The following is a 14681-nucleotide window of genomic DNA, read 5'->3' as shown; positions in this document are numbered from 1 at the left end:
TCGTTATTTTTTCGCATAAAGCACCGGATTTAATGCCGGGTCATTATACATCTTCATCTGTTTATATACTTTCATATATTTTCTTCCGGCTTCGATATCAGCCAACAGCTGTTCAATAGCCGTAGAAAGGTCTTTGCGTTGTTCCAGCAGGATATTCAACTTAGTCTGGCATTGAGCACGGTGTTCCTCAGTAGTGTCCGTACGTTCCACCTCCTGCTGCATGTGGTAAATTTTCAATGCAAGAATTGACAAGCGGTCAATTGCCCATGCAGGGCTTTCCGTATTGATCGTTGCGTCAGAGAGAGGTTTTACCTCTTTGTATTTGTCTAAAAAGTAGCTATCAATTAATTCCACCAGATCCGTACGGTCCTGATTTGATTTATCAATTCTTCTTTTCAAGGCCAATGCTTCTACCGGATCAATCTGGGGGTCACGGATAATATCCTCAAAATGCCATTGCACGGCATCAATCCAGTTCTTTAGATATAAATAATACTCAATAGTTTTCAACTCGTAAGGATTGTTCATCGGAGCATCCACACTATCCGTCACATGGTAATCGGTTGTCGATTTCCAGAAAATCTCGTTGCAAAGGTTACTAAATGTCATAATCTTAACTAGCTAATAGATATATAATAGGGCAAATCTATGTAATATTTTTCAGACAAGCAACCGTTTCTTACTTTTTTATTTGTTACCTTTGTGGGTACAAAAGATGAATTGTATATGAAAATTATTATCGACAATAAAATACCTTATATAAAAGAGGCGGTTCAGAGAATAGCTGACGAGGTGGTTTATGCACCGGGAAAGGATTTCACCCCGGAACTCGTACGAGATGCGGACGCTCTTATTGTCCGTACCCGCACACATTGCAACCGGGATTTATTGGAAGGTAGTCGAGTGAGATTCATAGCGACCGCAACCATAGGCTTCGATCATATTGATACGGAGTATTGCAAACAGGCCGGCATCGAATGGACGAATGCACCGGGATGTAACTCCGCTTCTGTCGCCCAATATATACAATCATCGCTTCTTGTATGGAAGTCCGTCAGGAATAAAAGACTGAATGAACTGACGATTGGAATCATAGGAGTAGGAAATGTCGGAAGTAAGGTAGCTAAAGTTGCCCAGGATTTTGGCATGCGTATTTTATTGAATGATTTGCCACGGGAAGAAAAAGAAGGTGCAAAACAGTTCTCTTCACTGGAGAAAATAGCGGAAGAGTGTGACATCATCACTTTTCACGTACCTTTATATAAGGAAGGAAAGTATAAAACGTTCCACTTGGCGGATGACGTTTTCTTTCAGTCACTCAAACGGAAGCCTGTTATCATCAATACCTCACGAGGAGAAGTCATCCAGACTGATGCTCTTTTAAAAGCCTTGAGCAACCGGATGATTTCGGATGCCATCATCGACGTATGGGAACATGAACCAGAAATCAACCGTGATCTACTGGAAAAGGCATTTATCGGAACTCCTCATATTGCAGGTTACTCTGCAGATGGAAAAGCAAACGCGACACGTATGTCATTGGATGCCATCTGCAAGTTCTTCCAAATAAAAGGGGATTATGAAATTAATGCACCCGCACCTGTCTCCCCCATTATTCATGCAAAAAACCACGAAGAAGCAGTCCTCCAAATGTATAATCCAACCGAAGACAGCAACCGGCTAAAAAATCAACCGGAGCTATTCGAAACCCTACGCGGAGATTATCCTTTACGGCGGGAAGAGAAAGCATACATTATTAAGTATTAGGTAATAACCATAGTGGCCGAAAACGTCAATAAAGTTCTGTCAAACGATTATTCACACGACGTAATACTTAATACTTATTACTTAATACTTAATATTTGATTTATGATTTTCGGGTAGTGTTCATATTCCAAAGCATGTACTTTCTTGGCTACATCGTCCGGAGAATCGGTCGGGAGAACAGGGCAAGTAACTTGAAAAATCGTATTTCCTTCATCGTAATGCTCATTTATATAATGTATAGTGATGCCGCTTTCTTTTTCACCAGCAGCTACCACTGCTTCATGTACCCGGTCACCATACATTCCTTTGCCTCCGTACTTCGGCAGAAGAGCAGGATGTATATTTATAATTTTATCGGGATAAGCATGCAAAAGCAAATCCGGCACGCGAACTAAGAAGCCGGCCAACACGACAAAATCAATGCGGTACTCCTGCAAAATAGCCAAAATTTCATCTCCGGCTATCCAATCCTCCTTTGGAAACACGTTAGAAGGCACTCCCAAGCGATGCGCACGTTCCAAAACATAGGCATCACTCTTATTAGAAAGCACCAACGAAACCTGAACGGAATCGTTTTTTTGGAAATACCGGATAATATTCTCAGCATTAGAGCCGGAACCGGAAGCGAAAATTGCGATGTTTTTCTTCATAACTCTCAAATTCGATGCACAAAACAGTGAAAAATGTGCAAAACATTGCATTTATTTAGTCAAATATTTGCGCAAAACGATAAATATTCATTCCTTTGCACCGCAAATTTAAAGAAATAAAACTAATTATTAATTAAAAACTTAAAGTTATGTCTGAAATTGCATCAAGAGTAAAAGCGATTATCGTTGATAAATTAGGCGTAGAAGAATCAGAAGTTACAACCGAAGCAAGCTTCACTAACGACCTGGGAGCAGATTCTCTTGACACTGTAGAACTTATCATGGAATTCGAAAAAGAATTCGGTATCTCTATTCCTGATGACCAAGCAGAAAAGATTGGTACTGTAGGTGATGCTGTATCTTATATCGAAGAACACGCTAAGTAATTCGATTTCATCAATATGGAATTAAAAAGAGTGGTAGTAACAGGCCTTGGCGCCATTACTCCCGTTGGCAATAGCGTTCCCGAATTTTGGGAAAACATTGTGAACGGGGTTAGTGGAGCAGGGCCTATTACTCATTTTGATGCGTCGTTATTCAAGACCCAATTCGCATGCGAAGTGAAAGACTTCGATGCAACGAAATACATAGACCGCAAAGAAGCAAGAAAGATGGACTTGTATACTCAATATGCCATCGCTGTTGCTAAAGAAGCGGTAGATGATTCCGGTCTTGACGTCGAGAAAGAAGACTTGAACAAAATCGGTGTTATTTTCGGCGCCGGTATTGGTGGTATACATACATTTGAAGAAGAGGTAGGCAACTACTACACTCGTCAGGAAATGGGTCCGAAGTTTAATCCGTTCTTCATTCCAAAGATGATTTCGGATATTGCAGCCGGACAGATTTCTATCATGTATGGTTTCCATGGTCCTAACTACGCGACTTGTTCAGCATGTGCTACTTCAACCAACGCTATTGCAGATGCCTTCAACCTGATTCGTTTGGGTAAAGCAAATGTAATTGTATCCGGTGGTTCGGAAGCAGCGATCTTCCCGGCAGGTGTAGGCGGTTTCAACGCTATGCACGCCTTGTCAACACGCAACGACGAAGCTTCTAAAGCTTCACGTCCGTTTAGCGCAAGCCGCGATGGTTTCGTTATGGGCGAAGGTGGCGGTTGCTTGATCCTGGAAGAACTGGAACATGCTAAAGCTCGTGGTGCAAAAATCTATGCAGAAGTTGCCGGTGTAGGTATGTCTGCAGATGCACATCACCTGACAGCTTCTCATCCGGAAGGTCTGGGAGCGAAACTGGTGATGAAGAATGCACTGGAAGATGCGGAAATGGATCCGAAAGAAGTAGATTATATCAATGTACACGGTACATCTACTCCGGTTGGTGATATTTCAGAAGCAAAAGCAATCAAGGAAGTATTCGGTAATCATGCGTTCGAGTTGAACATCAGTTCAACCAAATCAATGACAGGTCACTTGCTGGGAGCTGCCGGTGCGGTAGAATCTATTGCAAGCATCCTTGCCATCAAGAACGGCATTGTTCCTCCGACTATCAACCACGAAGAAGGTGACAACGACGAGAACATCGACTATAACCTTAATTTCACGTTCAACAAAGCACAGAAACGCGAAGTTAATGTTGCCTTGTCCAATACATTCGGATTTGGCGGTCACAATGCGTGCGTTATCTTCAAGAAATACGCAGAGTAATATCGTGTTACGTAACGAAATAGATAAGATAAGGCTCCTGTTCCGCAAGGATAGAGAGTCTTATCTTTGTTTTTACCGGATACTCGGGTTCTACCCGCGCAATATCCAGCTTTATGAGCAGGCTCTCCTGCACAAATCGACTTCTGTCCGCTCCGACAAGGGACGTCCCCTCAACAATGAACGGCTGGAGTTTTTAGGTGACGCCATCCTCGACGCCATCGTGGGAGATATTGTCTACAAACGTTTCGAAGGGAAACGGGAAGGTTTCCTGACCAATACACGTTCCAAGATTGTACAACGAGAGACGTTGAACAAGTTGGCCGTTGAAATCGGCCTGGATAAGCTCATCAAGTATTCTACCCGTTCCTCTTCTCACAACAGCTACATGTATGGAAATGCTTTTGAGGCGTTCATCGGAGCTATTTATCTGGATCAGGGATATGAACGCTGCAAACAGTTTATGGAACAACGGATCATTAACCGTTATATCGATCTGGATAAAATATCCCGAAAAGAGGTTAACTTCAAATCCAAGCTTATCGAGTGGAGCCAAAAGAACAAAATGGAGGTTTCCTTTGAATTAATCGAGCAGTTTCTCGACCATGACAGCAACCCTGTATTCCAAACTGAAGTACGCATTGAAGGACTTCCGGCAGGAACAGGTACGGGGTATTCCAAGAAGGAATCTCAACAGAATGCCGCCCAGATGGCCATAAAGAAGGTAAAGGAACCGACATTTATGTCAACCGTCGAGGAGATTAAAGCACAACATTCTGCAACTGCTACTGAAACGGAAACGGAAACAGAAATGGAAGTTGAACTTGTAACAGGTTCTGATACTGAATTGGCAAACGGGCTTGAGAATGAACTCGAAACCGAACTGAATGCAAATCCCGAGATAGAGAATGTTTCAGAAGAAAACATCCTCGTCGATGAGATTTCCACAGTGCAGGACACAGAAGCTCCGGCGACTAGCCAAAGCAAATCCCCATGCGACGACCCTGAATCACCAAATCGTGATCTTCAGTAACCAATTTCAGTTTTCCTGCAACTTCTTCAAGAGGAATAGATGTTATATCGTCTCCTTGTAAAGTCACCATACGCCCGAATTGGCCATTGGCTATCAATTCTGTTGCATGCCCGCCCATGCGGGTAGAAAGATTGCGGTCGAAAGGAGTAGGCGAACCACCACGCTGGATATACCCCAAAACTGTTTCGCGAGTTTCTATACCGGTTTCATATTCAATTTCCTGCGCGATATATTCAGCAGCACGTTTACGCCCGTCAGTCTGAATACCTTCCGCTACCACTACAATAGAATAGGGTTTGCCTTTCTTTAGTCTTTCCAGAATCGTATTGCCGATATTCTTAATGTTATAAGCGATTTCAGGAACGAGAATCACATCCCCTCCTCCTGCCATACCGGAATATAAAGCAATCCAGCCGGCTTTATGCCCCATCACTTCAATCACCATCACCCTTTTATGAGAGCTTGCGGTGGAATGTAGACGATCAATGGCATCGGTAGCAATACTTACCGCCGAGTCGAAGCCAAAAGAGATGTCCGTACCCCAAATATCATTATCAATGGTTTTAGGAACAGATACGATGTTAACTCCCATTGCAGCAAACTTGGCTGCAGTCTTCTGCGTTCCATTTCCACCGATACAAACGACACAATCCAATCCTATTTCATGGATATTCTGAAGAATTAAAGACGGTTTGTCAACATCTGAGACAACACCTCCTTTTTTGAAAGGCTTCTCGCGAGAGGTCCCTAACATCGTTCCACCCAAATTCAGTAGCCCGGAAAGCGACTTGTCTGTAATAGATTCGACATCTTTGGTCAGCAAGCCCTGAAAACCGCTGTGAATGCCTATCACTTCCATCCCATAATAATTGATGGCAGTTTTGCACACGCCACGAATGGTGGCATTGATACCGGGACAGTCCCCGCCGGATGTTAAGATTCCAATTCTCATTGTCGCATTTTTTAGTCTAAAACTCGGGTATTCAATGAAAGTCGTCAATTTTTAACGATTATTTCCGTCGTAAAGATAGAAAAAAAAGATAAATAAGTTACTTTTGCACGACTAAACATTATTATGTTAAAGCAGAAATGAATATTACAAAAATTATTAGTAAGACTTTCGATTCCCGTTTAAAACAGATAGACCTATATGCTAGTCAGCCTAGCGAGATACAGCATCGTGTGTTAAGTCGCTTAATACATCAGGCCGCTCAAACTGAATGGGGGAAAAAGTACGATTACTCCTCTATCCGTAACTATGAAGATTTCCGAAAACGCGTTCCTATTCAAACATACGAAGAAATTAAACCTTATGTAGAACGTTTGCGTGCCGGAGAACAGAATCTGCTTTGGCCATCGGAGATACGCTGGTTTGCAAAATCCTCCGGAACGACTAATGATAAAAGTAAATTCCTTCCCGTCAGCAAAGAGGCACTGGAAGACATTCATTACAGAGGAGGAAAAGATGCGGCAGCTCTTTATTTCCGCATCAATCCGGATAGCCATTTTTTCTCCGGCAAGGGACTGATTCTCGGGGGTAGCCATAGTCCGAACCTCAACTCCAACCATAGTTTAGTAGGAGATTTATCCGCTATTCTGATTCAGAATGTAAATCCGCTTATCAATTTCATTCGTGTACCTAGCAAGAAAATTGCATTGATGAGCGAATGGGAAACCAAAATAGAAGCAATCGCCAACAGCACTATTCCGGTAAATGTGACAAGCTTGTCCGGCGTACCGTCGTGGATGCTGGTACTTATCAAACGTGTTCTTGAAAAGACAGGAAAACAGGCTTTGGAAGAAGTATGGCCCAACCTGGAAGTTTTCTTCCACGGTGGAGTGGCTTTCACTCCTTATCGTGAGCAATACAAGCAGGTGATTCAAACACCGAAGATGCATTATGTAGAGACTTATAATGCTTCGGAAGGATATTTTGGAACTCAAAACGACCTCTCCGATCCTGCCATGTTATTAATGATCGACTACGGAATCTTCTACGAATTTGTTCCGCTGGAGGAAGTAGGAAAAGAGAGTCCACGAGCTTATTGCCTTGAAGAAGTCGAGCTCAACAAGAACTATGCAATGGTTATTTCTACTTCTTGTGGTTTATGGAGATATATGATTGGGGATACAGTGAAGTTTACCAGCAAGAATCCTTATAAGTTTGTCATCACGGGAAGAACAAAGCATTTCATCAATGCATTCGGTGAGGAACTGATTGTTGATAATGCAGAAAAAGGATTGGCAAAGGCTTGTGCTGAAACTGGTGCACAGATTAGTGAATACACCGCGGCACCTGTGTTTATGGATGAGAATGCCAAATGCCGGCACCAGTGGTTAATAGAGTTCGCTAAGATGCCGGATTCAGTAGAACAATTTGCAGCGATACTTGATGCCACACTGAAAGAGGTTAACTCCGATTATGAGGCGAAACGATGGAAAGACATAGCTTTGCAACCATTGGAAGTGATCGTTGCCCGTGAGGGATTATTCCATGATTGGCTGGCACAGAAAGGAAAGCTGGGAGGACAACACAAAGTCCCCAGATTAAGCAATACGCGCGAATATATAGAAACAATGTTAGCGCTGAATGACAGTATTCCTTCGGAAGAATAACCAAAAACCAAGACATAACCGACACAAGTTATCTTTATTACAGAGATTGCTTGTACAAGGAAGGTATTTCGAAACAGAAGCACCATTCTAGCATCTTTTAGGCACGGATTACGCGGATTACACGGACAAGTTTATTCTCTTTCCATGTTCATCCGTGCAATCCGCGTAATTCGTGCCTAATCTTTGTCGGTCAATAAGCTAAATTTCGTTTTGACTCACTCCTGTCAGACGGATCACCGTCCCTCATATAAGATTACCGGGCATTGAGTATTATCCCTCCTCCCAATAATAAGCCGTCTTTATAGAATGCGGCAGCTTGTCCCGGAGCAATGGCGGTTAAAGGCTCATGAAGTTGCACATGTAGTAGATGATCTGGTGTAATGGTAATCGTAGCATGGTTTTCCTGTTTGCGATACCGTATTTTCACAATGATGTCAGAATGCCCTAAAGTACGCTCCTGATTGACAAGATTCCAGTCTTTCAACCACATTTCTGTTTTCTCCAGAGCAGAAAGAGAAGCTAATACTACTTCGTTCTTTTCAGGATTAATCTCTTTCACAAATACGGGACGATTCAAATGAATGCCCAAGCCACGTCTCTGTCCAATGGTATAAAAAGGATAGCCCTCATGCCAGGCAATAAAATCTCCCTTTTCATCGACGAATCTTCCTCGTTTCACTTTATAGACTCCTGTCTGATTGCTTCCAACCAATGTTTGCCAATCTCCATCCAATGCTTGATTCTCTTTCATCATCTGCTCTTCCCTTGTCAATACCGCACTATTTTGAGCCAACCAGTTTCTCAGAAAAGTCCGATAGTCCATTGGGCAAAAACAAACGCCTATACTGTCCTTTTTAGTTGCCACCTTCCGGAACCCATGTTCCGCAGCCCAGGCACGGGCCTCCACTTTCGTTATATCCCCCATCGGCAACAGCATCCTGCAAAGAATATCTTGTTTCAATCCCCATAGAAAGAAGGTTTGATCCTTATCCGAGTCGGCAGCGTATGTTATATAAAAGGTGTTATTTAGTTGTATATTCTGTGCATAGTGTCCGGTAGCGATATAGAAAACACCCATTTCATCGGCAATTTTAGCAAGCAGAGGCCATTTCAGGTAATTATTACACAATGTACAAGGGACCGGAGTCCGTCCTGCCAGATACTCCTGCACAAAATAGTCAATAATCTGCTTATTGAATATTTCACGGGCATCGTATGTTATATGCCGTATTCCTAAACGTTCTGCCAGATTACGGGCATCTTCCAGATACTCTGTCGAGCCATTCAATTCATAAAAACGAAAGGTTACTCCGATTACTTCATAACCGGCTTCCAGCAATCGCATAGCAGCAACAGAACTGTCTGTACCGCCGCTCATTCCAAGCAATACTCGTTTGTTTTCCTCCATCATGCTGCAAAATTAAGTATTTTCCCGTATCTTTGTCTGTTAAAGCCTAAAAGAGAATGAAAGAGAGACCAACTAACGGACAAGTCATAATCGTTTTCACAGAACATCCGATACTCGGCATATTGCTGATTCCCTATATTGCGGAAAGGCTGGATGATGGTACCTTGCAATTAGTAGAACAAGCATTTCACGCCTCTCCCGAAGCTATGAGCAAGATGAGTGAGGCAGAAAGACAAGCTATTCATATCGCCTCTTATTATACAGAGAAGCATCTTATGAGCGTTTACTCCCGCGAAAAAACAGTATCGCGTTTTCTACATAAGTTATCCGAAGATCCGGAACGAATTAAAAATGATATCCGCCCGTCTATCGAAAAGAAGCTGTTGGAGATGCTGGCACTGATACGCGACAATGGACTGCCTTTTTATCAGAAACAAGCCGGCAGTAAAATACTATACGCCCATCATGCCTATCACATAAATCCGCATAATGTAGAAATTCTCGTAACGTTTCATGTTGACAATAAAACGTTCCGTTATCAATTGCAGTGCTATTATGAAGGACAGCCATTCTCTTTGAGCGAGTTGAAACCTGTGGTTGTACTGACTTCCGCACCAGCCACGCTATTATTGGGAATGGAACTATACTTCTTTCCGCACATTGAAAGCGCACGCATCTTACCTTTTACAAAGAAAAGATCGATCAGCGTAGACGCTTCCCAAATTGAAAAATACATAGATAACATTGTTATCCCGATTGCTCGTTATCATGAAATCGAGACTCACGGTTTGAGTATGACGGAAGAGAAATGCCCCTGTGAAGCAATTCTCTCATTCGAAGACAGCACATACAACGGACAAGCATTGCAGCTTGGTTTCCGTTATGGAGATCAGACATTTACACCGGATAGTGCCCTTGAAATGAAGAAAATCGTTTATCGGAAAACATCCGGTGGAATCTTCTTTTTTCACCGGAACATCACTGCTGAAGAACAAGCCGTTCAGCTCTTAACGGATGCAGGCTTGCAACAATTCAATGATACACATTTCAGCCTATCCCCTGAAGCTCCGGAGAAAACGATTATCGAATGGATCAACAGCCATCGGGAGATGTTGCAGCGGTCCTTCCACCTCACCAGCAATATGGGAAACACACCTTATTGCCTGGACGAGATACGCATCGAGCAAAGTTGCGACGATGAGGTCGACTGGTTTGAATTGCACATCACCGTTGTTATCGGTAATCTGCGTATTCCTTTTTCACGTTTCCGCAAACATATCCTGGAGGAAAAGAGAGAGTATCTGTTACCTGATGGCCGCATGATTCTCCTGCCAGAGGAATGGTTCAGCAAATATGCCAATTTACTAGAGATGGGAATTCAAACGGAAAAAGGAATCCGCTTGAAACATACATTTGTGGGCGCTGCACAGACCGCCTTAGGTGAAGAGGAATTAAAGAAATTTCCGGTGAAGCAACAGATACAAAATGTTGCCGTACCCAAAAAACTCAAAGCAACGTTACGTCCCTATCAGCAGAAAGGATTCTCATGGATGGTACATTTGCATAAACAAGGATTTGGCGGATGCCTGGCAGATGACATGGGACTTGGGAAGACACTTCAAACTCTTACCCTATTACAGTATATATATAAGCCATCTACCCCCAGGCAACCGGCTACCCTGATCGTTGTCCCCACATCGCTACTTCATAACTGGCGACGGGAAGCCAAACGCTTTACAGCACTCTCGATGGCGGAATACAACAACACCGTGGCCATAGACAAGGAACAACCGGAAAAATTCTTCGGTCATTTTCACTTGATCTTTACGACGTATGGCATGATGAGGAATAACATTGATATACTCTGCTCATACCGTTTCGAATACATCGTGCTCGATGAAAGCCAGAATATCAAAAATAGTGAATCGCTCACCTTCCGGTCAGCCATTCGACTACAAAGTAAACACCGACTTGTGCTTACAGGTACTCCCATCGAAAACTCATTAAAGGACCTGTGGGCTCAATTTCACTTTATACAACCAGACTTACTGGGTACAGAAAGTGCTTTCCAAAAGCAGTTTATAATGCCGATTCGTCAGGGGAATGCCCGCGCAAAAGTATTATTGCAACAACTGACAGCCCCATTTATCCTCCGTAGAAGCAAGAAAGAGGTAGCTCCGGAACTTCCGGCACTTACCGAAGAGACCATCTACTGCGACATGACTGAAGAACAGAATACTTGTTACGAACAGGAGAAGAACAGCCTGCGTAACATCCTTCTTCAGCATCCTCAAAGTACCGACAGGCTTCATTCGTTTAGTGTATTAAATGGCATCTTACGTTTACGACAACTATCTTGCCACCCGCAACTTATCCTTCCCGACTATACCGGAACATCCGGAAAAACGGCACAGATAATCGAAACATTCGATACGCTACAGAGCGAAGGCCACAAAGTTTTAATTTTCTCCTCATTCGTCAGACATCTGGAGGTGCTCGCTGAAGCTTTCCACGAACGGGGTTGGAAATATGCCTTATTAACAGGATCGACCAACAACCGTCCTTCCGAAATCGCCCATTTCACCGACCAAAAAGACGTCCAGGCATTCCTGATTTCACTAAAAGCAGGAGGCGTGGGACTTAATCTGACTCAAGCCGACTATGTATTTATCATAGATCCCTGGTGGAATCCCGCCGCCGAATCGCAAGCAATCGCCCGCGCCCATCGTATCGGGCAGGACAAGCAAGTGATTGCTTACCGCTTCATTACCCAAAACAGTATCGAAGAAAAGATTCTTCACCTACAAGATGAGAAACGGAAACTGGCAGAAACATTTGTTGCCGATAGTGAGCCATTGCCTATGTTAAGCAACGAGCAATGGGTAGACCTGCTCTAATAATACATAAAGTCGCAATCTATCACAGAGGCGTGTAAAATGTATTATTTCATCGTATTCCTGAATTTTTTTATCCATATACTCTTATTTTATCCGGTTATCTTTGCCATTGTGAAAATTATAAATAACCCGAAATAATAAACGTATGAAAAACAGGAGCATTACCTACCTATTTCTATTTGGTATTTGCAGCATGCTATTCGTTCTGCAATCTTGCCAAGAAACGGATGACCTGCGTTCTGAAATTGATTCGCTAAAAAATCGCGTCCAAGTATTGGAAGAAACAGCTAATCAACTGAACACTTCTATCGAAAGTTTACAGTATTTATTAAATGATCCGGTCATCGTGGGTATCACACCTATCGAAAATGGCTATACTGTAGAATTAAGTGACGGAAAAAGTATCACCGTCATGAGTGGAGAAAACGTTAATGCGCTAGTCCCCACTTTATCCGTAGATAACGAAGGATACTGGATTTATAGCACTGATGGAGGCACCACCTACATGCCTCTAAAAGATGCTAATGGCAATAAGATATATGCCATTCCAACCAGTAAGCCGACCGATCCTAACGGGCCGTCCACCCCTATTCAATCTCCTAAACTAAAAGTAGATGCAGAAGGCTATTGGCTAGTTAGCTATGATAATGGAAAAACTTATCAGTATCTGACCAATAATGACGGCAGCAAAATTGAAGCCATTGAAAGTGCCGGAAAAAATTCGATCTTTGACAAGGTAGAATATGATACTACCAGCAAGAAACTAACCATTATATATGGTAGCGATAAGACCATTGAACTTCAAGTGATCGATACATTCTATCTAAAGATAAAAGGTATGGAAAACACTCCTATTTTCCCGTTAAACGAAACACGCCTTTATGAAGTGGAACAACAAGATGTTACAGGAGCGGTGATTAAAGCTCCACAAGGATGGAATGTCGTTTTAAAAGATAATGAACTTTCCATTACTTCACCGAAAGCAAATGATATAGAGAATAAAGAAGAAACAATCAATATTATTATTACTTCTTCTAAAAACTATATCCGCATAATATCTTTCAAAGTACGACTACTGACAACAGGCTACGATGCCAACACATGTGATGTATGGAACAAATTTAACTTAGGACAAGCAGATAATGTACTGCTAGATTTCTCTTATGCTGGTTATAAACATGGTGAAGTCGCACCTCCCGATGTATGGTCTTTAGGTTACACTATATATAATGTAAAAGATTACGGTGCTATTCCCAATGACGGCAAGTCCGACCGGGAAGCCTTAACCAAAATATTAGCCAAAATAGGCTCAAAAGTGGACAATGCCAAGGCGATAATCTATTTTCCTAAAGGAGAATACATTCTGCATACGGCAGCCGATGATGTAGATGGAAAATCACAAACAATTCAGTTATTAATGGGAGGAGTAATCCTGAAAGGTGACGGACGCGACCAAACTGTCATAAAAATGGATGCCCCTAACCAACCGACCAATCCAAGTGTCATGTATTCCTCACCTGTCATGCTGGAAATCAAGCATAATAGTGGATTATCCCCTATTACCGAGGTTACGGGAAACGCCGAAAAGGGGACTTTCTCAGTAGAAGTGGCCTCCACCACAGGTATTAAAGTCGGAGATTGGGTATGTTTACAACTGGCTGATAATAGTCCGGAACTTATCAAAGCAGAATTAGCACCTTACCAACCCACTTCAAACATGACTAATCTACATGAAGATGGCGTACAGGTCTTCGATTATCATTTAGTAGCAGCCATCGACGGGCAAACTGTTACTTTCAAAGAGCCAATCATGCATGCTGTAGATCCACAATGGAAATGGACTATCCAAAAATATCCCCACTATGAGAATGTAGGTGTGGAAGATATGACCTTTGAAGGAAAAGCTAAAGTTGACTTTACTCATCACGGTTCATGGGAGGACGATGGAGCCTACAAGCCTATCAATCTTATTCGCCTGACAAATTCATGGATGCGCCGCGTGGGCTTTCGTAGCGTCAGCGAAGCAAGTTCGATCGTCAACAGTTCCAATGTATCCGTATACGATGTGGTCATTGACGGAAACCGTGGTCACGCAGCTATCCGTTCGCAAGCCTCGTCACGCGTATTTATAGGCAAAGTGACGGACAAATCAAACGGATTCCTTATAGATAACAAAAATGTATACGAACAAGGAGCAGGCCAATACCACGCATGTGGTGTATCCAAGCAAAGTATAGGTGCTGTCATTTGGAATGTAGACTGGGGAACTGACGGTTGCTTTGAGTCTCATGCCACACAACCTCGTGCAACGCTGATTGACCGTTGTACAGGTGGTTTTATGAGATTCCGCCAGGGAGGTGATTACAACCAAATGCCTAATCACTTAGCCGATTTGACTTTGTGGAACTTTAATGCCAAGAACAATGTTGCGGATTCTCCATTCATCTGGTGGGACAACAATTCTCTTTGGTGGAAGTTCCTTCCTCCTATCGTAGTGGGATATCATGGCGGTAGTATTCATTTCGATGAAAGCCAAATGAAGTTGAATGAAGAACAGGGTAATACCGTTACTCCATATTCACTCTATGAAGCCCAATTACGCAAACGTTTAGGTGCAGTTCCGGCTTGGTTAAATTCACTCCAGTAATA

11 protein-coding genes are annotated in these 14681 nt (G+C 42.7%); 7 read left to right on the top strand and 4 right to left on the bottom strand.

Annotated features, from left to right (window positions below; all coding sequences use genetic code 11):
- Positions 1-3: 3 nt before the first annotated feature.
- Positions 4-609 (bottom strand): DUF4254 domain-containing protein, encoded by a 606-nt coding sequence (locus H8796_RS06875; protein ID WP_004324325.1) that lies wholly within the window; start codon positions 607-609, stop codon positions 4-6.
- A gap of 117 nt (positions 610-726) precedes the next feature.
- Between H8796_RS06875 and pdxB the strand changes: the two genes are divergently transcribed.
- Entirely contained in the window at positions 727-1767 is a 1041-nt protein-coding gene (gene pdxB, locus H8796_RS06870; protein WP_117937685.1) for a 4-phosphoerythronate dehydrogenase PdxB, read from the top strand.
- A 77-nt stretch (positions 1768-1844) separates the two neighbouring features.
- Here pdxB and H8796_RS06865 read toward each other — a convergent pair whose 3' ends face one another.
- Positions 1845-2468, bottom strand: coding sequence for a phosphoribosylglycinamide formyltransferase (locus H8796_RS06865; RefSeq protein WP_117937653.1), 624 nt, complete (start codon positions 2466-2468; stop codon positions 1845-1847).
- Between the two features lie 98 nt (positions 2469-2566).
- Here H8796_RS06865 and H8796_RS06860 point away from each other — a divergent pair, with 98 nt between their 5' ends.
- The 3 genes from H8796_RS06860 to rnc are packed head-to-tail and all read left to right on the top strand — an operon-like array spanning position 2567 to position 5111.
- Positions 2567-2803 (top strand): acyl carrier protein, encoded by a 237-nt coding sequence (locus H8796_RS06860; protein ID WP_002558672.1) that lies wholly within the window; start codon positions 2567-2569, stop codon positions 2801-2803.
- Between the two features lie 15 nt (positions 2804-2818).
- Complete coding sequence (gene fabF, locus H8796_RS06855) at positions 2819-4081, top strand: beta-ketoacyl-ACP synthase II (protein ID WP_117937651.1); 1263 nt, start codon at positions 2819-2821, stop codon at positions 4079-4081.
- The gene (gene rnc, locus H8796_RS06850; protein WP_117937649.1) at positions 4047-5111 is read left to right on the top strand and encodes a ribonuclease III; all 1065 of its coding nucleotides are present in this window, start codon (positions 4047-4049) and stop codon (positions 5109-5111) included. The genes fabF and rnc overlap by 35 nt, the downstream gene beginning before the upstream one ends.
- Here rnc and H8796_RS06845 read toward each other — a convergent pair.
- The gene (locus H8796_RS06845; RefSeq protein WP_117937647.1) at positions 5053-6063 is read right to left on the bottom strand and encodes an ATP-dependent 6-phosphofructokinase; all 1011 of its coding nucleotides are present in this window, start codon (positions 6061-6063) and stop codon (positions 5053-5055) included. The genes rnc and H8796_RS06845 overlap by 59 nt on opposite strands.
- Before the next feature lie 137 nt (positions 6064-6200).
- On the opposite strand from H8796_RS06845, the gene H8796_RS06840 reads away from it, so the two are divergent.
- Positions 6201-7727, top strand: coding sequence for a GH3 auxin-responsive promoter family protein (locus H8796_RS06840; RefSeq protein WP_117937645.1), 1527 nt, complete (start codon positions 6201-6203; stop codon positions 7725-7727).
- Between the two features lie 253 nt (positions 7728-7980).
- Here the strand turns inward: H8796_RS06840 and mnmA are convergent, their stop codons facing one another.
- A complete protein-coding gene (gene mnmA / locus H8796_RS06835) occupies positions 7981-9138 on the bottom strand; it encodes a tRNA 2-thiouridine(34) synthase MnmA (RefSeq protein ID WP_117937643.1) in 1158 nt (385 codons plus the stop codon).
- Positions 9139-9191: 53 nt separating this feature from the next.
- On the opposite strand from mnmA, the gene H8796_RS06830 reads away from it, so the two are divergent.
- Positions 9192-12032, top strand: a complete 2841-nt coding sequence (locus tag H8796_RS06830; protein WP_117937641.1) for a DEAD/DEAH box helicase — start codon at positions 9192-9194, stop codon at positions 12030-12032.
- Positions 12033-12177: 145 nt separating this feature from the next.
- Positions 12178-14679: a DUF4955 domain-containing protein gene (locus H8796_RS06825; RefSeq protein WP_117937639.1), complete on the top strand. Its 2502-nt coding sequence runs from the start codon at positions 12178-12180 to the stop codon at positions 14677-14679.
- Positions 14680-14681: the final 2 nt, after the last annotated feature.

Origin of the sequence: Bacteroides sp. M10 (genome assembly GCF_014334015.1) — a bacterium.
In the GTDB taxonomy this organism is placed as follows: domain Bacteria; phylum Bacteroidota; class Bacteroidia; order Bacteroidales; family Bacteroidaceae; genus Bacteroides; species Bacteroides intestinigallinarum.
The sequence above is the reverse complement of the archived record's forward strand: the minus strand, read 5'-3'. Positions and strand labels throughout refer to the sequence as shown.